Here is a 22,180-nt window from a genome sequence, read left to right on the forward strand (position 1 = left end):
CTCGACGATATATCGGCAAGCCGGACAGTCAAGACCTCTCGCGATATATCGCCGATGACTGTCGGGGAGGTTCGGCGGCGCCGGGCCGAGGTGTCGGGAGTCACAGGCGCTCCAGGCTGATTTGCCGTACGCGGAATGAAACCGATCCGTACTGTCTTGATGAGACGAAACAGTTCCGTTTCATGTGTGACGAGAAGGTGAACGACCATGACTGCAGGGTCCGCCGACACGGCCGCTCCCGTGGCCCGGCCGCGGGTCGAGGGCGACCGTGAGCAGGAGATCCTCGACGCGACGCTCGACGTCCTGTCCGACGTCGGCTACGACCGCCTGACGATGGACGCGGTCGCCTCGGCGGCCCGGGCGTCCAAGGCCACCCTGTACCGCCGGTGGAGCAGCAAGTCGTCGCTCGTCATCGACGCGCTGCTGTCGCAGAAGGAGCCCGCCGAGCTGCCGGACACCGGCACCCTCCGCGGTGACCTGCTCGCCACGTTCTGCGGCATGGGCGGGCTCACCGACCAGCGTCAGATCCGGGTGCTGGCCAGCGTCATCACGGCCATCGCGCGCGACGAGGACTTCGCCACGGCATTCCGCCACGACTTCGTCGGCCCCAAGGTCGCCCTCACCACCTCGATCTTCGAGCGTGCCCGGGCCCGCGGGGAGGTCCGCGCCGACCTCGACCTCGACCTCGTCGCGCAGGCGCTGCCGGGCATCGTCCTGCACCGCCGGTTCCTGCTCGGCGAGATCCCCGACGCCGCCTTCGTCACCACCGTCATCGACCAGATCATCCTGCCCGCCGCCGTCGTCGGGCAGTCCTCCCAGGCAGACCCCGCCTCGGGTCCCATGAACCAGGAAGACCTCACATGACCGACATCGCCAACGACGCGGCCCAGGCCGACGTCGCCCCACCCGAGAGGAAGCTCCACCTCGGGTGGGCCCTCGTCCTGATCTCCATGGCGCAGCTGATGGTGGTGCTCGACGCCTCGATCGCCAACATCGCCCTTCCCTTCATCGGCGCCGACCTGAACATCGACGACGCCAACCTGACCTGGATCGTCACGGGCTACGCCCTGGCGTTCGGCGGTCTGCTCCTGCTCGGCGGACGCCTCGGTGACCTCTACGGCCGCCGCCGCGTCTTCATGATCGGGCTCACCGTGTTCGCCGTCGCGTCGCTGCTCGGGGGTGCTGCCCAGAACGAGGCGCTCCTGCTCGGCGCCCGTGGCCTCCAGGGCCTCGGTGCCGCGCTCGCGTCGCCCGCCGCGCTCGCGCTGATCGCCACCACGTTCCCCGCGGGCCCGGCCCGCAACCGTGCGTTCGCCGTCTACGCCGCGATGTCCGGCGCCGGTGCGGCCGTCGGCCTGATCCTGGGTGGCTGGCTCACGGGCCTCGACCCGGTCTTCGGCCTCGAAGGCTGGCGCCTGACGTTCCTGATCAACGTCCCCATCGGCCTGGTCGCCGCGTTCCTGGCTCCGCGCTTCCTCAACGAGTCCGAGTCGCACCCCGGTGAGCTCGACGTCCCCGGCGCCATCACCGGCTCGCTCGGCCTGCTCGGCCTGGTCTACGGCTTCAGCCGCGCCGGCGACGCCGCCTACGGCTGGGGCGACACCTGGACGATCGCCTCGATCATCGCCGGCGTCGTGCTGCTCGTCGTCTTCGCCGTCGTGGAGTCGCGCGTGAAGCACCCGCTGCTCCCCACCCGGGTCTTCGCCAACCGCACCCGCGCCACCAGCTTCGGCGTGATGATGCTCGTGCCGGCCGCGATGTTCGCGATGTTCTACTTCCTCAGCCTGTTCATCCAGCTCGTGGTCGGGTACAGCCCGCTGCACACCGGCTTCGCCTTCCTGCCGTTCTCGTTCGGCATCGTCATCGGCGCCGGCCTGTCGTCGAACCTGGTCAACCGGATCGACCCCCGCTTCATCGCGGGCACCGGCACCCTGATGGCGGCCGGCGCCCTGTTCGGGTTCTCCCGGCTCTCGGTGCCGACCGGTGCGTCCGACCTGCTGGCGCTCGGCGCGAACGGCAACCTCGGCGACGGCGTCAACTACTGGGCGTCGATCTTCCCGTTCATCATGCTGATGTCGGTCGGCATGGGCGCGGTCTTCGTCCCGCTCACGCTGACGGCGGTGCACCACCTGCGCGCCGAGGACTCCGGCATCGGCTCGGGCGTGCTCAACACGATGCAGCAGGTCGGCGGCGCGCTCGGCCTGGCCATCCTCGGTACCGTCTCGGTGCACTTCGCGTCGGGCACCAAGGCCGACCTCGTCCGTGACCTCACCGCCCAGGGCCTCCCGCGCCAGGGTGCCGAGGGCCTGGCGTTCGTCGGCTCCTTCACCGAGGGCGCCACGGCCGCGTTCCTCGTCGGCGCGGTGCTGATCGCGATCGGCTCGGCCGCGATCTGGGCGTTCCTCAACGTCAAGCACGAGGAGCTGGCCACCGACGGCCCGGACTCGCCGCAGGTGCACGTGGGCTGACGCAGCACCCAGAACCCGACCGGGGCCCGGTCACCGCGACGCGGTGGCCGGGCCCTCGTCGTCCCGCTCCGCGGCGGTGGGGCGGTGCTGGACGTACTCGACGACGGTGCCGTCGGGGTGCTCGACGGTGAGCCCCGAGCCGGTGGGCACCTCGTGCAGCGGCTTGACGATGCGTCCACCCGCCGCGACCAGGCGGTCGCGGTAGGGCTGCACCTCGTCCACCAGCAGCGTGCCCGTGGTGGAGCGGAACGGCACCAACGCCTCGTCGGTGCCGGAGACGACCAGGAACGAACCGACCATCGCCAGCGAGAGGCCGACCTCGGGGTACGGGAAGATTGCATCGGCCCGGACGCCCTGCAGCTCCTCGTAGAAGTCGATCGCGTCGCCGAGGTCGTCGGGCCAGACGAAGACGCGGATGAGCACGCGCGGCGGCTGCCCCTCGGACGACGTGCGTTCGCGCCAGAGCCGGGTGAGGTCGAGATCGGTCATGGGCCTGATGCTGCAGCACGCCCGGACGCCGAAGAACCCGTCTCGCGATACGACGGCCGACCGGCTGGCGATGATCTGTGCCGTCGTCGCCCGTGCGAACCTGTCACCTGCTTCGACCTGTCTCGAGAACGTGTTAAGTTAATGCGACTTTGTTAACATGTCGCGCGGATGTGTTGAAGGAGATGACGAATGTCCTGGAGTCCCGACGCTCCCTTCGACGACCTGCCGCCACTACCCCCGCCGGGCCTCGACCTCGAGCCCAAACGCGTTCTCAAGGCCACGGTCGAGGCCCGGGCCGCGCTGGCCACGCTCGCCCAGGCCGGCCAGCTGCTGCCGAACCCCCACGTCCTGATCCACGCGGTTCCGCTGCTCGAGGCGCAGGCGAGCTCGGAGATCGAGAACATCGTGACCACGGCGGACGAGTTGTTCAAGCACGTGGACTCCGGAGGGGGCGACCACGCCACCAAGGAGGCTCTGCGCTACCGGACGGCGCTGTTCGTCGGCGTCGAGTCGATCAGGAACCGGCCGCTCACGGCCGCGACGGCTGCTCGAATCTGCTCCGAGCTGCAAGGTCGGGAGATGGCCGTTCGCGCGGTACCGGGCACGCGAATCGCGAACCCGAGCACGCGGGAGATCGTTTACGCGCCACCCGAGGGGGCGGCACTGATCAGCGACAAGCTCTCGGCGTGGGAGCGCTTCGTCCATGCCGAGGACGACCTCGACCCCCTGGTGCGCATGGCGTTGGCCCACTACCAGTTCGAGGCGGTCCACCCGTTCCACGACGGGAACGGGCGCACGGGCCGCGTCATCAACATCCTGATGCTCATCGAGGCGGGCCTGCTGCGCGATCCCATTCTCTATCTCTCTCGCGCCATCATCGCCCGCAAGAACGACTACTACAGGCTGTTACGAGCGGTGACGGCCGAGGGCGCCTGGATCGACTGGATCCTCTACATGCTCGAGGCCGTCCACGATTCCGCGACGTCGACGACACGAAAGATCGGCTCCATCCGCGCATGTCAGGAGGAGATCTCTGAGCGGGCTCGTACGGCGACTCCGGGCGGGCGGGACGCGCGCTTCCTGGCCGTCTTGTTCGAGCAGCCCTACTGCCGGATCAACACGGTCGTCGAGCGATGCGACGTCTCACGCCAGACCGCGTCGTCCTGGTTGCACGCGCTGGTGGAGGCGGGAGTGCTCCGGGACCTCAAGCTCGGTAGGGAGATCCTCTTCGTCAACCATGAGTTCCTGGAGGTGCTGACGCGACCCGAGTGATCCCGTCGGGGATGCGCTCGCGCCTGGGCGGTGTTGGGTGGGAGGACCGCCCACGCCCCGACGCCGAAGGACCACCCGATGCCCAACCGGCTCGCCGACGCCACCAGCCCGTACCTCCTCCAGCACGCCGACAACCCCGTCGACTGGCGGGAGTGGGGCGACGAGGCGTTCGCCGAGGCCCGGCGGCGGGACGTGCCGGTGCTGCTGAGCGTCGGGTACGCCGCGTGCCACTGGTGCCACGTGATGGCGCACGAGTCGTTCGAGGACCAGGCGACCGCGGACTACATGAACGAGCACTTCGTCAACGTCAAGGTCGACCGCGAGGAGCGACCCGACGTCGACGCGGTCTACATGAAGGCCACCCAGGCGATGACCGGTCAGGGCGGCTGGCCGATGACCTGCGTGCTGACGCCCGCGGGTGAGCCGTTCTTCGCGGGCACCTACTTCCCGCGGGAGCCGCGGCAGGGGATGCCGGCGTTCTCGCAGGTGCTCGCGACGCTGGCCGACGCGTGGCAGACCAAGCGCGAGCAGGTCGACAGGATCGGGGCGGACGTCGTCACGCACCTGTCGTCGCTGGGCGACGCGCCCGGGTCGGCGGTGGGAGAGCCCGAGCTGGACGCGGCCGTGCGTGCGCTGGCCACCCAGTACGACGCCCAGGCCGGCGGGTTCGGCGGCAGCCCCAAGTTCCCGCCGAGCATGGTGCTCGAGGCGCTGCTGCGCTACGCCCACCGCACCGGCTCGTCCGACGCGCTCGCGATGGCCGAGCACACGGCTGACGCGATGGCCCGCGGCGGCATGTATGACCAGCTGGCCGGCGGGTTCGCGCGGTACAGCGTCGACCGCTACTGGCGGGTGCCGCACTTCGAGAAGATGCTCTACGACAACGCGCTCCTGCTGCGCGTGTACCTGCACCTGTGGCGCCAGAGCGGCTCGCCGCTCGCCCGCCGCGTCGCGCACGAGACGGCGTCCTTCCTGCTCGACGGCATGCGCACCGACGAGGGCGGGTTCGCGTCCGCCCTCGACGCCGACACCGACAGCGTCGAGGGGGCCTTCTACGTCTGGACGCCGGCGCAGCTGCGCGAGGTGCTGGGCGAGGACGACGGCGCGTGGGCCGCGTCCCTGCTCGAGGTGACCGACCCCGGGACCTTCGAGCACGGCCAGTCCACGCTGCAGCTGCTCGCCGACCCCGACGACGACCCGCGCTGGGCCGACGTCCGTCGCCGGCTCCTGGACGCCCGTGCGGAGCGGACCGCGCCGGCGTGGGACGACAAGGTGGTCGCGGCCTGGAACGGCCTGGCGATCACCGCCCTGGCCGAGGCCGGCACCCTGCTGGAGGAGCCGCGGTTCACCGAGGCCGCGGTGGCCGCGGCCGACCTGCTGGCCACCGTCCACACCCGCGACGACGGCTCGCTGCTGCGCACGTCGCGCCACGGGCGTGCAGGGACCAACGCCGGCGTGCTGGAGGACCACGGCTGCGTGGCCGAGGCCTACGTCGCCGTCCTCGGCGTCACCGGCGACGCCGTGTGGCTCGACCGGGCGGGCTCGCTGCTCGACGCCGTGCTGGAGAAGTTCGCCGACGACGACGGCGTCCTGCACGACACCGCGTCCGACGCCGAGGCGCTGGTCATGCGTCCGCGCGACGTGTCCGACAACGCGAGCCCGTCGGGCACGTCGGCCGCCGCGGCGGCGCTCGTCGCCTACGCCGCCGTCACGGGCAGCGCGCGTCACGCGGCTGCGGCGGAGGCCGCCGTCTCGTCCGCGGCGGGCGTCGTCACCCAGGCACCGCGCTTCGGCGGCTGGACGATGGCCGCCGCCGAGGCCCTGATCGCCGGACCGGTGGAGGTCGCCGTCGTCGGTCCCGCCGGGCCGGAGCGCGACGTGCTGCACCGCGCCGCGCTCGCGTCCGCGTCACCCGGCGCGGTGGTGGTGGCCGGCGAGCCCGGACTGGACGTGCCGCTGTTCGAGGGACGCGACGTCGTCGACGGTCGGCCCGCCGCCTACGTCTGCCGCTCGTTCGTGTGCCGGCGACCGGTGACGGACGCCGCGGACCTCGTCATCTGAGCGAGTAGGCCGCGATCGAGACGCCGACGTAGTGGCTGACGAACGCGGCGACGGTGAGCGCGTGGAAGACCTCGTGGAACCCGAACCAGGTGGTGGACGGGTTGGGGCGCTTGATCCCGTAGACCAGGCCGCCCAGGGAGTACAGGCCGCCGCCGACGAACATCAGCACGATCACGGCGGTCGACCCGTTGGCCACGAAGTCGCCGGTGTAGATCACCGCCACCCAGCCGAGACCGACGTAGATCGGCACGTAGAGCCAGCGGGGCGCGCCCACCCAGAACACCCGGAAGAACACGCCGAGGATCGCACCGCCCCACACCACCGACAGCAGCACCGTCGCCTCGCGCTCGGGCAGGAGCAGCAGGCTGAACGGGGTGTAGGAGCCCGCGATCAGCAGGAAGATGTTGGCGTGGTCCCAGCGCTTGAGGACGTCGTGCGCCCGCGGCTGCCAGGTGCCGCGGTGGTACACGGCGCTGACGCCGAACAGCAGCAGCGACGTCACCATGAACACCGCCGCGCCGATCTTGTTGACCGCGCCGGGGGACAGCACGATCAGTACGATGAAGGCCGCCAGCGCGAGCGGCCACGTCCCGGCGTGCAACCATCCGCGTAGGTGAGGCTTGATCTCGCGGGCGACCTCGCGGATGCGATCGCCGACCTCCGTTGCGAGGTCGGGGCTGCTGTCGCGGGTGTCCATGGGGCGAGCCTAGCCAGCAGGACCCCCTCCCGGGGGGCGACCGTGACGAGGGTGACCCGTCGTGACGGTCACAGTGCAGGACGGCGACGGAGAGGAGGGCACGATGGGTGTCCGCGACCTGGCGTACAGCGTGTACGAGCGACGCCTCCAGCGCAAGCTCGATCCCGCGCAGCTGCCTCGCCACGTCGGAGCCATCGTCGACGGCAACCGTCGCTGGGCCAAGGGCGCCCGCACCGACGTCACCGACGGCTACCAGGCCGGCGCCGACAAGATCGTCGACTTCCTCGGCTGGTGCGAGGAGCTCGACGTCGAGGTCGTCACCCTGTGGCTGCTGTCCACCGACAACCTCGCCCGTCCCCGCGCCGAGCTGGACGCGCTGCTCAAGGTGATCGAGGACCTCGTCGACGCGCTCGCCGAGCGTCGCGGCTGGCCGCTGCGCATCATCGGCAACATGGACCTGCTCCCCGAGGGCAGTGCCGCCCGTCTGAAGGTCGCGGCCGAGTCGACCTCCGACGTCGACGCGATGACCGTCAACATCTGCGTCGGCTACGGCGGACGCCAGGAGCTCGCCGACGCCGTCCGCTCGCTGCTGCACGAGCAGGCCGAGGCCGGGCGCACGCTGGCCGACGTCGCCGAGGACCTCGACGTCGAGCACATCGCCGACCACCTCTACACCAAGGGCCAGCCCGACCCCGACCTCGTCATCCGCACCTCGGGCGAGCAGCGGCTCTCGGGGTTCCTGCTGTGGCAGAGCGTGCACAGCGAGTACTACTTCTGCGAGGCCCTGTGGCCCGCCTTCCGCCGCGTCGACTTCCTCCGCGCTCTCAGGGCGTACGCCGCCCGCGAACGGCGTTACGGGCAGTGAACCCGTGGCATCCCGCCTGACCGCGTTGCTGCCGGCCTCGACGAACAAGACCAGTTCGCCTTCGCCGACGCGCCTCGTCAGCCGGGCGCCGCGGGCCCACTGGATGCGCCGCATTCCCGTCACCTGACGTTCACACGACACGCGCGCGACCTCCCCCCGCGGGCGGCGCGTCGGTCGTACTTTGGGCGGGTCGACGGGTGGGGAAGCCCGTCGGTCCGGGAGGCCAGATGCACCACGAGCGCGATCCACGAGGATCGTCGCCGCGCGTGCCCGTCACGAGGGGGCCCGCCCCCGGGTCCTCGGTCGCAGCACCGGTCCGTCAGCACGACTGAACAGGACCGGGCGCGGGTGGCGTGCGTGGTCCGTGAGGAGCTCCACGTGGTTGCATCGAAGGCCCAGCGTCGCACCTACGTCATCGACACCAGCGTCCTGCTGGCCGACCCCGGCGCACTCCACCGCTTCGACGAGCACGAGGTCGTCGTCCCGGTCGTGGTCATCACCGAGCTGGAGGGCAAGCGCGCCCATCCCGAGCTCGGGTACTTCGCCCGCTCCGCCCTGCGGCTGCTCGACGAGCTGCGCGTCCAGCACGGCGCGCTCGACCGTCCGCTGCCCATCGGCGACCACGGCGGCACCGTGCGCGTCGAGCTCAACCACACCGACCCGTCGTCGCTGCCGTCGGGCTTCCGGATCGGCGACAACGACACCCGCATCCTGTCGGTCGCCAAGAACCTCGCCGACGAGGGCCACGACGTCACGCTCGTCTCCAAGGACCTGCCGATGCGCGTCAAGGCGTCGGCGGTGGGGCTGACGTCGGAGGAGTACCGCGCCGAGCTGGCCGTCGAGGCGAGCTGGACCGGCATGCAGGAGCTCGAGGTGCCCTCGGGCGTCGTCGACGCGCTGTACGACTCGGCCGTCGTCGACCTCCCCGAGGCCCGCGACCTGCCCTGTCACACCGGGCTCGTGCTGCTGTCCGACAAGGGCAGCGCACTCGGGCGCGTCACCCCCGACAAGCAGGTGCGGCTCGTCCGCGGCGACCGCGAGGCGTTCGGGCTGCACGGACGCTCGGCCGAGCAGCGGGTCGCCCTCGACCTCCTGCTCGACCCCGACATCGGCATCGTGTCGATGGGTGGGCGCGCGGGCACCGGCAAGTCCGCACTCGCCCTGTGCGCCGGCCTCGAGGCGGTGATGGAGCGCCGCCAGCACAAGAAGGTCGTGGTGTTCCGCCCGCTCTACGCCGTCGGCGGCCAGGAGCTCGGCTACCTGCCCGGCAGCGAGTCCGAGAAGATGGGCCCCTGGGCGCAGGCGGTGTTCGACACCCTCGGCGCCGTCGCGTCGAGCGACGTGATGGACGAGGTGATGGACCGCGGCATGCTCGAGGTCCTGCCCCTCACCCACATCCGCGGACGCTCGCTGCACGACGCGTTCGTCATCGTCGACGAGGCGCAGTCGCTGGAGCGCAACGTGCTCCTGACGGTGCTGTCGCGCATCGGCGCGAACTCCAAGGTCGTCCTCACCCACGACGTCGCCCAGCGCGACAACCTCCGCGTGGGCCGCTACGACGGCATCGTCGCGGTGGTCGAGAAGCTCAAGGGACACCCGCTGTTCTCCCACGTCACCCTCACCCGCTCCGAGCGCTCGCCCGTGGCCGCACTGGTCACGGAGATGCTGGAGGACGTCACGCTGTAGGCCGTCCGCGACGGCACCCGCGTCCCACCGCGCGGGTGCCGTCGCGCGCCTGTCGGCGCGGTGTGAAAGTGTTCTGTCACATCAGTCACACCAGGCACGACTCACAGCTGCACGGGGGAGACACCTTGGCTTCGACGGTCCGGCGCAGGACGCGCTCGGTGGCGCTCGCCGTCGGGGGAGCGCTCGTCGCGTCCCTCGCCCTGGCCGCGTGCGGCGGCAGCGGCAGCAGCGACGGGCCCACCAGCCTCACCTGGTACATCAACCCCGACGTCGGCAACCTCGACCCGTCCAAGGGCGGGCAGGCGGCGCTGGCGCAGAAGTGCTCCGAGGAGTCCGGCGGCGCGTACGACATCGACGTCGAGCTGCTGCCCAACGACGCCTCGCAGCAGCGCGAGCAGCTGGTCCGCCGCCTCGCGGCCGGTGACGACTCGATCGACCTGATGAGCCTCGACCCCGCCTTCACCGGCGAGTTCGCCAACGCCAAGTTCCTGGCCCCGATCCCGCAGGCCGACCAGACCCGGTTCACCGAGGGCGTGCTCAAGGGTGCGCTCGACTCGGCCACCTTCGAGGACCGGCTCGTCGCCGTCCCGCTGTGGTCCAACACGCAGGTGCTCTGGTACCGCAAGTCGGTCGCCGAGCGGGCCGGGCTCGACATGACGCAGCCGGTCACCTGGAAGCAGGTCATCGACGCGGCCGCGTCCACCGACACCACCGTGCAGGTCCAGGCCCGTCGCTACGAGGGCTACGCGGTCTGGCTCAACGCCCTGATCACCTCGGCCGGTGGCTCGATCGTGTCCGACGTCGAGGCCGGGCAGGACGCCAAGATCGGCGTCGACAGCAAGGCCGGGCGCGACGCCGCCACCGTCGTCCAGGAGCTCGTCGACTCCGGCGCCGCCAACCCCGGCCTGCCCAACGCCGACGAGACCCAGTCCGTCGCCGGCTTCGCGGCCGACAACGGCGCCTTCATGGTCAACTGGGAGTACGTCTACACCGACCCCACGGTCGACGCCATCCGCGACGACATCGGCTGGGCCAAGTACCCCGAGGTCGTCGAGGGCGAGGAGAGCCGTCCCCCGCTCGGCGGCATCAACCTGGCCGTCTCGGCGTTCTCCCAGCACCCCGACCAGTCGTACGCCGCCGTCGAGTGCCTGACCTCGCCCGAGAGCCAGAAGTCGTACGCGCTCAACTCGGGCAACCAGCCCGCGCTCGAGCAGGTCTACAGCGACCCCGAGCTCGTCGCGGCCTACCCGATGGCCGACCTGTGGCGGCAGAGCATCGAGGACGCCGCCCCGCGTCCGCTGACCCCCTACTGGACCGACATCAGCGCCGCGCTGGTCTCGTCGTGGCACTCGCCGCGCACGGTGAACCCCGACACGACGCCCGCCCGGTCGCAGAAGTACATCGAGGACGTCCTGAAGGGCAGGGCCCTGCTGTGAGCACCACGACGGCACCGACGACGCAGGCCGGCGGGTCCACCCCGGCCAAGAAGGCCAAGCCGCAGCGCAGCGACCGCGCCCGCGCCGAGAACGCGCTGGGCTGGAAGCTGGCCGGCCCGGCGGTGGCGATCATGCTGCTGGTCACCGCGTGGCCGATGCTGCGCGCGCTGTACCTGTCGCTGTTCAGCTACCGCCTCACCGACCCCGACGGCCGCGAGCTGATCTGGTTCCAGAACTACGGGGTCGTGCTGAGCGACCCGCTGTGGTGGCGCTCGGTGGGCGTCGCGGTCGGCATCATGGTCTTCACCGTGGCCGTCGAGCTGGTCATCGGCTTCGCCTTCGCGATGGTGATGCACCGCATCGTGTTCGCGCGCGGCATCGTCCGCACCTCGATCCTGGTGCCCTACGGCATCATCACCGTGGTCTCGGGCTACGCCTGGCTGTTCGCGTTCCAGACCGGGTCGGGGTTCGCGCCCACCTGGCTGGGCCTGGACACCTCCACCAACGTCTTCGACGGCTTCAGCAGCTCGCTGCTCATCGTCTGCCTGGCCGAGATCTGGAAGACCACGCCGTTCATCTCGCTGCTCCTGCTGGCCGGCCTGGCCCAGGTGCCCGAGGACATGATCGAGGCGGCCAAGGTCGACGGCGCCACCGCCTGGCAGCGGCTGCGCAAGGTGATCCTGCCGAGCATGCGTGCGGCGATCATGGTCGCGGTGCTGTTCCGCGCGCTCGACGCGTTCCGCATCTTCGACAACATCTTCATCATGACCGCCGGCGCCAACGGCACCTCGTCGCCGTCGATGCTCGTCTACAACGCGATGATCCAGCGGGTCGAGCTCGGCCTCGGCTCGGCGATGTCGGTGCTCCTGTTCCTGTTCGTGCTGATCGTGGCCTACGTGCTCATGAAGGGCTTCAGGGTCGACCTGAGCCAGGCGAGGGGTGACTGAGCCATGACTCCGCTGAAGGAACGTCAGAGGTGGTCCGGGGTCTCGATCGTCATCGGGCTCCTGTTCGCCGCCTGGGGGCTGCTCGTGATCGAGCGTCCCGACCTGTGGCTGTTCATGATCGTCGGGTCGATCTTCGTGCTCGCGGGCGTCGTCGGGCTGCTGATGGACAAGGCCAAGCCCGGCTTCTCGATGGCCTCGCTGGTCGGCGCGATGCTCGTCATGCTGTTCACGCTCACGCCCGTCGTGTGGCTCGTGGCGCTGTCGTTCAAGAACGGCACGTCCGACATCAACGCCGGCGGCTTCCTGCCGCAGGACCCCTCGTTCGTCAACTACCGCACGGTGTTCAGCTTCGAGCTGTTCCAGCGGGCGCTGATCAACTCGTTCGGCATCGCCGCCATCGCCACCACCGTCTCGGTCGTGCTGGCCACGTTCACCGCCTACGCGATCGCGCGGCTCGACTTCCGCGGCAAGAAGGCCGTGCTGTCGCTCGCCCTGGCCATCGCCATGTTCCCGGTGGTGGCGCTGGTCGGTCCGCTGTTCGACATGTGGCGCACGCTCGGCATCTACGACACGTGGCTCGGCCTGATCATCCCGTACCTGTCGTTCACGCTGCCGATGTCGATCTGGATCCTGTCGGCGTTCTTCCGCGAGATCCCGTGGGAGATGGAGCAGGCCGCCCAGGTCGACGGCGCCACGTCGTGGCAGGCGTTCCGCAAGGTGATCGTGCCGCTGGCCGCGCCGGGCGTGTTCACCGCGGCCATCATCACCTTCTTCTTCGCGTGGAACGACTTCGTGTTCGGCATCTCGCTGAGCTCGACCACCGACTCGATCCCGGTGCCCGCCTCGCTGGCGTTCTTCACCGGTGCGTCGCAGTTCGACACCCCGGTGGCCGCGATCGCCGCGGCGTCGGTCGTCGTCACCATCCCCATCTTCATCCTCGTCATGCTGTTCCAGCGCAAGATCGTCGCCGGCCTGACCTCCGGCGCAGTGAAGGGTTGATCCGCCAGTGGCTGCCATCGAGCTGAAGAACATCGTCAAGAAGTACGGCGACGGCTTCCCGGCCGTGAACGACGTCAGCATCGACATCGCCGACGGCGAGTTCATGATCCTGGTCGGCCCGTCGGGCTGCGGGAAGTCGACGCTGCTGCGGATGATCGTCGGCCTGGAGGACATCACTTCCGGCGACATGATCATCGACGGCGACCGCGTCAACGACAAGGCGCCGCGCGATCGCGACCTCGCCATGGTGTTCCAGAACTATGCGCTCTACCCGCACCTGACGGTCTACGAGAACATCGCGTTCCCGCTGCGCCTGCAGAAGGGCCAGCACAGCGAGGCCGAGATCGACGAGAAGGTGCGGGCGGCGTCCAAGACCCTCGAGCTCGACGAGCACCTCGAGCGCAAGCCCGGCAACCTGTCGGGCGGCCAGCGGCAGCGCGTCGCGATGGGACGCGCGATCGTCCGCGACGCCAAGGCGTTCCTGTTCGACGAGCCGCTGTCGAACCTCGACGCCAAGCTGCGCGGCCAGATGCGCACCGAGATCTCGCGCCTGCAGAAGACGCTCGGCGTCACCACCGTGTACGTCACGCACGACCAGACCGAGGCGCTGACGCTGGGCGACCGGGTCGCGGTGCTCAAGCGCGGCATCCTCCAGCAGTGCGCCACCCCGCGCGAGCTCTACGACGCCCCGGTGAACCTGTTCGTCGCGGGCTTCATCGGCTCGCCGCCGATGAACTTCATGCCGGCCGAGGTCAAGGACGGTCGCATCGAGCTGCCTTTTGCCAGCGTCGAGCTGGACGCCGCCACCCGGGCCAAGGTCGAGGGCCACGAGCTGCTCATCGCCGGCGTGCGTCCCGAGCACTTCGCCGACGCGTCGCTCGCCGACGACAAGGTCAAGGACCGCGGCGTCACCTTCACCGCCGACGTCGACGTGGTCGAGTGGCTCGGCAACGAGCAGTACGCCTACATCCCGTTCGACGCACCGCCGGCCGTCGCCGAGAAGCTCGCCGAGCTCGAGGCCGACCTCGACGGCGAGTCGTCCCGCCACCAGATCGTGGTGTCGCTCGACGCGGAGAGCAACCTGAAGCCCGGACGCCCGTTCGAGCTCGTGATGGACACGACGCGCCTGCACCTGTTCGTGCCCGAGACGGGGGAGAACCTCACCCTCGCCGCGAAGAAGGAGCCCGCCGACGCCTGAGGCGTCGGTCACGCCAGGTTGACCCTGCGCGAGGGTCGTTGCATCCTGGCCCTTCGTGCCTTCGGCACACCACACCCCGTCATCGCACCCTCTACGCCCCCGCGAGGTTCACCGACCGTGCCCCAGAACGCACCGGCCGGACGGCACGCTGCCGCCCGGCACCGCGGACAGAGCACCTACGAGCGCACCCGCGACCGCGTCTGTGACACCCTCCTCGACCTCCCGTCGCCGGCCGTCGGCGGACGCGTCGTCGCCGTGACGGCGGTGGGCGGCGTCCTGGCCGCCGGCGCCGTGCTGGGCACCCAGGCCGCCATGACGAGCGGCAGCACGCAGGCCGCCAGCGCCGACGTCGCCGCGAGCGACCTCGGAGCGGTCGACCTCGCCGGTCGTGACGACGCCGCCACCACGCAGACGTCGCGCGACGCGGCGCGTCCGTCCCTCGACCAGGCCAAGCAGGCCGCCGAGAAAGCCACCGCCTCGGCCACCACCGAGGCGCCCGTCGTGACTGAGACCTCGAAGGTCGACACCTCGGACCCCAAGGACCTCGCCAAGAAGCTGCTCGGCGACTTCGGCTGGGGCGAGGACCAGTTCTCCTGCCTGGACGACCTGTGGGTCGGCGAGAGCAACTGGCGCGTCGACGCCGACAACCCGACGTCGAGTGCCTACGGCATCCCGCAGGCCCTGCCCGGCAACAAGATGGCCTCCGAGGGCGCGGACTGGGCGACCAACCCCGTCACGCAGATCCGCTGGGGCCTGAAGTACATCGACGCGCGCTACGGCAGCCCGTGCGCGGCCGACTCGTTCAAGCGCGGCAACAACTGGTACTGAGCGCCTCGCTGCGCGCACCCTGGCAGACTGGCCGGGTGCGACGACCGACTCGTGGCGACGCCGTCGCGTACGGCCTGGGGGCCGTCCTCGCGGTCGTCTACGCCGCCATCTCGCTGACGCGCTACCGGCGCTTCGACACGCCGTCGTGGGACAACGCGATCTTCGAGCAGGCGATCAGGGGCTACGCCTCGCTCGGCGCCCCGATCGTCGACATCAAGGGCCCGGGCTACAACATCCTCGGTGACCACTTCTCGCCCATCACGGCGCTCGTGGCCCCGCTCTACGCCGTGTTCCCCGACGGCGCGACCCTGCTGGTGGCGCAGGCGCTGCTGGTCGCGGCGTCGGCCGTCGTCGTCACGCGGCTGGCGATCGAGCACCTCGGACGGGTCGCCGGGCCGTTCGTCGGGGTCGCGTACGGGCTGTCGTTCGGCGTCCAGGCCGCCGTCCTGGTCGACTTCCACGAGGTCGCGTTCGCCGCGCCGATGCTGGCGCTCGCGGGGTCCGCGTACGTCCGTCGGCAGTGGGTCCGCGTCGCGGCCTGGACGCTGCCCCTGCTGCTCGTCAAGGAGGACCTCGGCGTCACCGTCGTGGCCGTCGGCGTGGTGCTCGTGCTGTCGGGTGCGCGTCGGGTCGGGGCGGGCGTCGCGGTCGCCGGGGCCGTCGGGTTCGTGCTGGTCCTGCTCGTGCTGATCCCGGCGATGAACCCGCAGGGCACCTACGACTACCTCGGCGTGGTGGGCGCCGGTGGGGGAGTCGACGCCGGCCCGGGCCCGCTGACGGTGCTGTTCACCGACGTCGGCACCAAGGTGGTGACCGTGCTGGTGACGCTCGGCGTCACCGGGTTCCTGGCGCTGCGGTCGCCGTGGGTGCTGGTGGCCGGGCCGACGCTCCTGTGGCGGTTCGTCGGCGACAACCCCTACTACTGGGGCATCGAGTGGCACTACTCGCTCGTGCTGATGCCGATCGTGTTCTGCGCGATGATCGACGCGGTCGTGCGTCTACGGTCCGGCGATGGACCGGACTGGCTGCGCACCTACGCGTCGCAGGTGCCGGCGGTGGCCACCGCGGTGGCCCTGGTGATGTGCCTGCAGCTGCCCGTCAAGGCCCTGTTCGACCCCGCCACCTGGCAGGAGTCGCCGCGCGCCGCGTCCGCCCGCGCGGCGCTGGACGCGATCCCGCCGGGCTCCAGCGTCGAGACCGACATCGGCCTCATCACCCACCTCACGTCCGACCGCACCGTCTACTGGACGGGGACGGTGGGCGACGCGGTGCCCGACTACGTCCTGGTGGACACCCTCGGCGGCGGGTGGAGCCAGCAGCCCGACGTCGTCGCCTACGCCGAGCAGCAGCACCCCGGCACCCGCTACGAGCAGGTCCTCGACGACGGCGGCTTCCTCGTCGCCCGTCGCCTCCCCTCCTGACCCCCGCCCCCACCCGCCGAGTGGCGCAAGCTCGGGGTCGACACGCATGATCCAGCCCGATCTTGCGCCGGTTGAGCACGAATGTGCGCCACTCGGCGAGCCGGGAACGGTGCCGCGGGTGCGTCTTTCGGACGACGGCACCTCTGGTCTTTCGGCCGTGGCCGCCACCCGCCCGGGCTCCCTAGCGTGGCCGCATGAGCGACGGGGCGAAGTGGCACTGGATCGACGTCGACGGCCGCCGGCTGGAGACGGCGGTCGTCCGCGACGGGAGGGGTCGACGTCTGCAGCTGCGCGTCGACGGCGAGGTGGTCGACGACAAATCGTCGACGTGGTCCAAGACCGTCCTGCGCTGCGACGACGGCACCGGCGTCGAGGTCGAGCCCGTCCACCCGGGGCGGATCTCCGCGGCGCGGCTGGTGCCACCGGAGGACGACACCTCGAGCGACGACCTCAGCGAGCTGCTGCAGGACCGGCGAGCCAGCCGCCTCCGCCCGCCCCGCGGGACCGTCGGGGCGCGCCTGGACGACTACGCCGACGCTCATCCCTGGTTCGTCGTCGTCCGGCACGTCGGCGGTTCGGGTGCAGGGGTGCTGCTGTCGGTGCTCGGCATCGGGGCGCTGCTGCGTGCCCTGCTCCCGCGGTTCGACGTCGACCTCTCGCCGCCGGACTGGCTGCCGTCGATCGACCTCTCGTGGATCCCCGACCCGTTCGGCTGGCTCTGGGGCCTGCTGCCCGACTGGGACCTGCCCGACCTCGACGCGCCCGGCTGGGTGGATGCGCTCGTCTCGTCGTGGAAGTGGTGGGGGCCGGTCGCCATCGCCCTGTTCGTGGCGCTCGGCGAGGTCGACCGTCGCCGCAAACGCGCCGAGCGGGACGCAGCCCACGCACGCCACGACCCGTCCGACCCGGGGACCACCCCGCGCCGCTGACGCCGAGTGGCGCAGAACCCGTACCGAGTGGCGCGAAAACGGGGTCGACCGCGCGTGTCGACCCCGTTTTTGCGCCACTCGGCGTCAGGGCGGGCGTGGGGTGGGGCCAGCGGGACGGGGTGGGTCAGGGGTGGGTCATGGAGAGGACGTCGAGGGCGTCGTCGAGCTGCTGCTCGGTGAGGGTGGTGCCGTCGACGAGGCCCATCTCGACGACGACCTCGCGGATGGTCTTGCGCTCGGCGACGGACTTCTTGGCCACCTTCGCGGCGGTCTCGTAGCCGATGTACTTGTTGAGCGGGGTGACGACGGACGGCGAGGACTCGGCGTACTCGCGGGCGCGCTCGACGTCGGCGGTGATGCCGTCGATGCAGCGGTCGGCGAGCACCGTCGAGCTGTTGGCGAGCAGGCGCACCGACTCGAGCACGTTGCGGGCGATGACGGGCAGCATGACGTTCAGCTCGAAGTTGCCGCCGGCACCGGCCGTGGTGACGGTGACGTCGTTGCCGATGACCTGGGCGGCGACCATCAGGGTCGCCTCGCACAGGACCGGGTTGACCTTGCCGGGCATGATGCTCGAGCCGGGCTGCAGGTCGGGCAGGTGGATCTCGGCGAGGCCGGTGCGCGGGCCCGATCCCATCCAGCGCAGGTCGTTGCAGATCTTGGTGAGCGACACCGCGACGGTGCGCAGGTGCCCCGACAGCTCGACGATGCCGTCGCGGGCGCCCTGGGCCTCGAAGTGGTCCTCGGCCTCGGTCAGCGGCAGACCGGTGCGCTCGGCGAGCAGCTCGATGACGCGCTGCGGGAAGCCGATCGGGGTGTTGATGCCGGTGCCGACGGCCGTGCCGCCCAGCGGCACCTCGGCGACGCGCGGCAGCGACGACTCGACGCGCTCGACGCCGCGGCGGATCTGCTTGGCGTAGCCGGCGAACTCCTGGCCGAGGGTGACGGGCGTGGCGTCCATCAGGTGGGTGCGGCCGGACTTGACCACCTCGGCGAACTCGTCGGCCTTGCGCTCGAACGACGCCGCGAGGTGCTCCAGCGCCGGGACGAGCTGCTGGATCGTGGCGGCGGTGGCGGCCACGTGGATCGAGGTCGGGAAGACGTCGTTGCTGGACTGGCTGGCGTTGACGTGGTCGTTGGGGTGGACGTCGCGGCCGAGGCTGCGGGTGGCCAGCGTCGCGAGCACCTCGTTGGTGTTCATGTTGGACGAGGTGCCCGAGCCGGTCTGGAAGACGTCGATCGGGAACTCGCCGTCGTGCTTGCCCGAGGCGACCTCGTCGGCCGCGGCGACGATGGCGTCGGCCATGTCCTGCTCGAGCACGCCGAGCTCGGCGTTGGCGGTGGCGCACGCGGCCTTGACCTGGGCGAGCGCGCGGATGTGCTGCGACTCGATCGGGCTGCCCGAGATCGGGAAGTTCTCCACCGCCCGCTGGGTCTGGGCCCGCCACAGGGCGTCCTTGGGCACCTGGACCTCGCCCATGGTGTCGTGCTCGATGCGGTACTCCGTCTCAGCGCTCATGGCCCCGAGGCTATCGCCCGGTCACGAGCCGCGCGGTGCCCGTCCCCGCAGCAGCCAGTACGCCTCCTCGCGCCCCTGCAGCCGGACGGGGACGCGGTCGGCCGCGACGTCGTCGCACACCTGCGCCAGCGCGTCGCGCAGAGCGGGGGAGTCAGCCATCGACCAGATGCACAGCACCCCGCCCGGACGCAGCCGCGCGACGCAGGTGGCCAGGAACGGCACGCCGTAGACGGCGGCATTCGCGTCGAGCACCAGGAAGTCCGGGCCGTTGTCGACGTCGAGCAGCACCGCGTCGACCGACGTCTCCGGCAGCGAGGCGACCACGTCGCGGACGTCGCCGACGCGCAGGTCGGTGCGAGGGTCGTCGAGCAGGTCGCGGCCGGGCACCCGTCCCTCGCGCATCCACCGGGCGACGGCCGGCTCGATCTCGGCGACGACGACGCGCCGCACCCGCTCGTCGGCCAGCAGCTCGCGCAGCGTGTGGCCGAGGCCCAGGCCGCCCACCACCACGGTGGACGGGTCGTCGGCGGCGTCGAGCACGGCGCGCGCGAGCAGCCGCTCGGACGACGTCTCCTGGTCGTCCATCACGAAGACGCCGTTGACGCGCAGCTCGACGGCGCCGTCGGCGCGGGTGCGCAGGCTCGCGCGGCCGTCGTCGGACAGGTCCATGGACCCGGACCCTACGACCTCCCGTGCGGCCGGCGCGGTCCGAGCGCGCTCAGGTGGGCGGTGGACCAGGCGTACGCCGCCGAGCTGGCGAGGTCGAGCTCGTCGGTGAGGGCGACCAGGGGCGAGACCGCGACCTGCACGCGCCGCTGGTGGTCTCCCACCTCGCGGGCGAGCCGGACCAGCGGCGCCCACGGGTCGAGCAGGACGGCGTCGCCGACGGTGCGGTCGAGGTCGACGACCGCCGACACCTCGGCGGGGTCGAGGCCGGCGAGGGCGTCGAGGGCCGACAGGACGGCGGCGGCGAACGCGAGGTGGGCGCGGGGGAGCCCCCGTGACCGGGCCAGCTCCTCGCACATCCGCGCGCGCTGCACGGCGGTGAGCAGCCCGTCGAGCGCGCCGCCGGAGCAGCGCTCCAGGATCAGCAGGCAGGCCCACTGACGCGAGCGGACGGTGCCGAGCATCCGGATCGCGGCCTGCGGCGACGCGACGCTGCGGGCCAGGCCGCCGGTCGGGTCGACGCCGGCGAGACGCACGAGGTCGTGGGCGAGGACCGCGTCGTGGCCGACGACCCACTCCAGCTCCGCGCTGTCCAGCTCGGTGGTGAGCAGCATGGTGGCGAGCTGGACGCGACCGGCGTCGCTGGGCCCGGCACCGTCGGAGCCGACGACCCCGGGACGCTCGACCCCGTACCCCTGGAACAGGTCGAAGCCGTGGGCCCGCGCCAGGTCGAGGGCCTGGTCCGACTCGACCTTGGTGGCCACCGCGCGCACGCCGTGCTCGTGGCAGCGGCGGACGAGCGCTCCCAGCTCGTCCTCGGGGGTGTCCAGCAGGTCGATCTTGGCGAAGTCGGCGAGCGCCAGCAGGTCCTCGACGCCGTCGGACCACACGAAGCCGTCGAGCGAGACCTGGTAGCCCTGCTCGCGGAGGCGCCGGCAGCCGGCGACCTCGACGGGGGTGACGCGGTGAGGCGTCGGCAGCTCGGCCACGGTGCTGCGCGGGGGCAGCGGCATGGCGAGGTGGCCCTCGACGACCCCACGCCCCACGTTGCAGAACACCAGCAGGTCGCCGGCCAGCAGGTCCAGGCCGAGCGACAGGGCGCTCAGCACGACGTGCGTGGTCATCTGGTCGCCGCCGGGGCGCACGGCCTCGGGGCCGGCGAGCCGGTAGAGCAGCTCGTAGCCGGTCACGGCGCCCGTGGCGTCGACGATCGGCTGGCGCCCGACGACGACCTCGGACGAGACGAGCGGCGTGGGGCTCCCGGTCCTGCGCATGCTCCTCACCGGGCGTTGATCGGCAGAGACGCGCGCGACCTGAGGGATCAGGCGCGTCGCGGCTCGCGGTCGTGCGCCCGGCGCGCCGTGCGCACCACGGCCTCGACGAGCGTGCGGCGGGTGGCGGCGGGCATGTCGTGGCCCATCCGGGGGATGGTGACGAGCTCGGCGCCGGGGATGGCGCCCGCCGTGGCGCGCCCGCCCGAGGAGTGGACCATCGGGTCGGCCAGGCCGTGGACGGCGCACGCGGGCACGTCGAGGCGGCGCAGGGCCGGGGTGCGGTCGACCTGGGTGAGGATGGCCAGCATCTGGCGCAGGACGCCGCTGCCGCTCCAGCCGCGGTCGAAGGTCTCGCCGGCGCGGGCGAGCACCATCTCCTCGTCGACGTCCCAGCCGGGCGAGCCGATCGCCTTGGCGGTGTAGAGCGAGCGGGCGACGTACTCGTCACGGGTGCGACCGACGGGCTTGAGCAGTCCCGCGAGCAGGCGTGGGTGCTGCCAGCCCACGCGGCGGTTGCCCGTGGTCGACATGATCGAGGTGAGGGACAGGACGCGGTCGGGTCGCGCGATCGCCATCGTCTGGGCGATCATGCCGCCCATCGAGACGCCCACGACGTGGGCCCGGTCGACACCGAGCGCGTCGAGCAGCCCGAAGCCGTCGTCGGCCATGTCGGGCAGCCCGTACGGCACGTCGACCCGGCGGCCGGCGAACGCCTTGACGACGTCGGAGCGACGCACGCGGTGGCCGGAGAAGCGCGTCGAGCGGCCGGTGTCGCGGTTGTCGAACCGCACCACGTGGTAGCCCTCGGCGACGAGCGCCTCGCAGAAGTCGACCGGCCACCAGTTCATGGGGCAGCCCAGACCCATCACGAGCAGGATCGTGGGGTCGGACGGGTCGCCGAAGGTCTCGTGGCAGATCTCGACGCCGGACGTCAGCGTGGCGGTCTTCTCGGGCACCGGTGCCTCCTGAGGTCGACGTGGTCGGCCTCCATGTTACCCGCGGGTACTACGCCCGCAGGGAGGGCAGCTCGGCGCTGCGCGGCGGGTCGGCGCCGTGCCGCGAGCAGGTGATCGCCGCGGCGGTGACGGCCAGCTCGCCGAGCGTGGTGAGCTCGTCGGCGTCGAAGGTCTCGCGACCCTGCCAGCCCCGGTGCAGGACGCCGGCCAGCATCGCCGCCATGAACGAGTCGCCGGCGCCGATGGTGTCGGCCATCTCGATGGGGGGCACCTCGACGCGCACCCGGGCGTCGCGCGACACGAGCAGGGCGCCGTCGCCGCCGAAGGTGACGACGAGCAGCGCGAGGCGCGTGCCGTCGGCCAGGGCCCGCTCGGCGAGGGAGTCGGGCGTCTCTCCGAGGTCGGCGACGTCCTCGTCGCTGAGCTTGCAGATGCTGGCCGTCTCGAGCAGGGCGTCGACGCGGCGGCG

20 protein-coding genes are annotated in these 22,180 nt (G+C 71.5%); 13 read left to right on the top strand and 7 right to left on the bottom strand.

Features of this window, described 5'->3' with window-relative positions; genetic code table 11:
* Positions 1 to 207 precede the first annotated feature (207 nt).
* Positions 208 to 864 (top strand): TetR/AcrR family transcriptional regulator, encoded by a 657-nt coding sequence (locus tag ACI6PP_RS13390; RefSeq protein ID WP_421112097.1) that lies wholly within the window; start codon positions 208 to 210, stop codon positions 862 to 864.
* Positions 861 to 2,468 (top strand): MFS transporter, encoded by a 1,608-nt coding sequence (locus tag ACI6PP_RS13395; RefSeq protein ID WP_421112098.1) that lies wholly within the window; start codon positions 861 to 863, stop codon positions 2,466 to 2,468. Before ACI6PP_RS13390 ends, ACI6PP_RS13395 begins: the two co-directional genes overlap by 4 nt.
* Before the next feature lie 30 nt (positions 2,469 to 2,498).
* On the opposite strand, the gene ACI6PP_RS13400 is transcribed toward ACI6PP_RS13395, so the two are convergent.
* On the bottom strand, positions 2,499 to 2,957 hold the full coding sequence (locus ACI6PP_RS13400) for a VOC family protein (RefSeq protein WP_421112099.1): 459 nt from the start codon (positions 2,955 to 2,957) through the stop codon (positions 2,499 to 2,501).
* Between the two features lie 189 nt (positions 2,958 to 3,146).
* On the opposite strand from ACI6PP_RS13400, the gene ACI6PP_RS13405 reads away from it, so the two are divergent.
* Together ACI6PP_RS13405 and ACI6PP_RS13410 are read left to right on the top strand one after the other, a co-directional pair.
* Positions 3,147 to 4,229 (top strand): Fic family protein, encoded by a 1,083-nt coding sequence (locus ACI6PP_RS13405; RefSeq protein WP_421112100.1) that lies wholly within the window; start codon positions 3,147 to 3,149, stop codon positions 4,227 to 4,229.
* Positions 4,230 to 4,307: 78 nt separating this feature from the next.
* The gene (locus ACI6PP_RS13410) at positions 4,308 to 6,290 is read left to right on the top strand and encodes a thioredoxin domain-containing protein (protein WP_421112101.1); all 1,983 of its coding nucleotides are present in this window, start codon (positions 4,308 to 4,310) and stop codon (positions 6,288 to 6,290) included.
* Here the strand turns inward: ACI6PP_RS13410 and trhA are convergent.
* On the bottom strand, positions 6,283 to 6,987 hold the full coding sequence (gene trhA, locus ACI6PP_RS13415) for a PAQR family membrane homeostasis protein TrhA (protein ID WP_421112102.1): 705 nt from the start codon (positions 6,985 to 6,987) through the stop codon (positions 6,283 to 6,285). The genes ACI6PP_RS13410 and trhA overlap by 8 nt on opposite strands.
* Before the next feature lie 103 nt (positions 6,988 to 7,090).
* On the opposite strand from trhA, the gene ACI6PP_RS13420 reads away from it, so the two are divergent.
* The 9 genes from ACI6PP_RS13420 (at position 7,091) to ACI6PP_RS13460 (ending at position 17,296) form a co-directional block, all read left to right on the top strand.
* Entirely contained in the window at positions 7,091 to 7,852 is a 762-nt protein-coding gene (locus tag ACI6PP_RS13420; RefSeq protein WP_421112115.1) for an isoprenyl transferase, read from the top strand.
* Between the two features lie 378 nt (positions 7,853 to 8,230).
* A complete protein-coding gene (locus tag ACI6PP_RS13425) occupies positions 8,231 to 9,538 on the top strand; it encodes a PhoH family protein (RefSeq protein ID WP_421112103.1) in 1,308 nt (435 codons plus the stop codon).
* 125 nt (positions 9,539 to 9,663) lie between these two features.
* On the top strand, positions 9,664 to 10,974 hold the full coding sequence (locus ACI6PP_RS13430) for an extracellular solute-binding protein (protein WP_421112104.1): 1,311 nt from the start codon (positions 9,664 to 9,666) through the stop codon (positions 10,972 to 10,974).
* Positions 10,971 to 11,921 (top strand): carbohydrate ABC transporter permease, encoded by a 951-nt coding sequence (locus ACI6PP_RS13435; RefSeq protein ID WP_421112105.1) that lies wholly within the window; start codon positions 10,971 to 10,973, stop codon positions 11,919 to 11,921. The genes ACI6PP_RS13430 and ACI6PP_RS13435 overlap by 4 nt, the downstream gene beginning before the upstream one ends.
* A gap of 3 nt (positions 11,922 to 11,924) precedes the next feature.
* Positions 11,925 to 12,920, top strand: a complete 996-nt coding sequence (locus ACI6PP_RS13440) for a carbohydrate ABC transporter permease (protein WP_476712935.1) — start codon at positions 11,925 to 11,927, stop codon at positions 12,918 to 12,920.
* Between the two features lie 7 nt (positions 12,921 to 12,927).
* Positions 12,928 to 14,118: an ABC transporter ATP-binding protein gene (locus tag ACI6PP_RS13445; protein ID WP_421112106.1), complete on the top strand. Its 1,191-nt coding sequence runs from the start codon at positions 12,928 to 12,930 to the stop codon at positions 14,116 to 14,118.
* Positions 14,119 to 14,235: 117 nt separating this feature from the next.
* The gene (locus ACI6PP_RS13450; RefSeq protein WP_421112107.1) at positions 14,236 to 14,946 is read left to right on the top strand and encodes an aggregation-promoting factor C-terminal-like domain-containing protein; all 711 of its coding nucleotides are present in this window, start codon (positions 14,236 to 14,238) and stop codon (positions 14,944 to 14,946) included.
* A 35-nt stretch (positions 14,947 to 14,981) separates the two neighbouring features.
* Positions 14,982 to 16,367: a DUF2079 domain-containing protein gene (locus ACI6PP_RS13455; protein ID WP_421112108.1), complete on the top strand. Its 1,386-nt coding sequence runs from the start codon at positions 14,982 to 14,984 to the stop codon at positions 16,365 to 16,367.
* A gap of 194 nt (positions 16,368 to 16,561) precedes the next feature.
* Complete coding sequence (locus tag ACI6PP_RS13460; RefSeq protein WP_421112109.1) at positions 16,562 to 17,296, top strand: hypothetical protein; 735 nt, start codon at positions 16,562 to 16,564, stop codon at positions 17,294 to 17,296.
* A 124-nt stretch (positions 17,297 to 17,420) separates the two neighbouring features.
* On the opposite strand, the gene ACI6PP_RS13465 is transcribed toward ACI6PP_RS13460, so the two are convergent.
* From ACI6PP_RS13465 to ACI6PP_RS13485, 5 genes are all read right to left on the bottom strand, one after another.
* The gene (locus ACI6PP_RS13465) at positions 17,421 to 18,815 is read right to left on the bottom strand and encodes a class II fumarate hydratase (protein ID WP_421112110.1); all 1,395 of its coding nucleotides are present in this window, start codon (positions 18,813 to 18,815) and stop codon (positions 17,421 to 17,423) included.
* 21 nt (positions 18,816 to 18,836) lie between these two features.
* Positions 18,837 to 19,484: a spermidine synthase gene (locus tag ACI6PP_RS13470; protein ID WP_421112111.1), complete on the bottom strand. Its 648-nt coding sequence runs from the start codon at positions 19,482 to 19,484 to the stop codon at positions 18,837 to 18,839.
* 11 nt (positions 19,485 to 19,495) lie between these two features.
* Entirely contained in the window at positions 19,496 to 20,755 is a 1,260-nt protein-coding gene (locus ACI6PP_RS13475; RefSeq protein ID WP_421112112.1) for an EAL and HDOD domain-containing protein, read from the bottom strand.
* 47 nt (positions 20,756 to 20,802) lie between these two features.
* Positions 20,803 to 21,711, bottom strand: coding sequence for an alpha/beta fold hydrolase (locus ACI6PP_RS13480; protein WP_421112113.1), 909 nt, complete (start codon positions 21,709 to 21,711; stop codon positions 20,803 to 20,805).
* A 49-nt stretch (positions 21,712 to 21,760) separates the two neighbouring features.
* The coding region (locus ACI6PP_RS13485; protein ID WP_421112114.1) for a PfkB family carbohydrate kinase at positions 21,761 to 22,180 on the bottom strand (420 nt) is incomplete at its 5' end.

Origin of the sequence: Solicola agrisoli, from assembly GCF_049059935.1 — a bacterium.
GTDB lineage: Bacteria > Actinomycetota > Actinomycetes > Propionibacteriales > Nocardioidaceae > JAURVT01.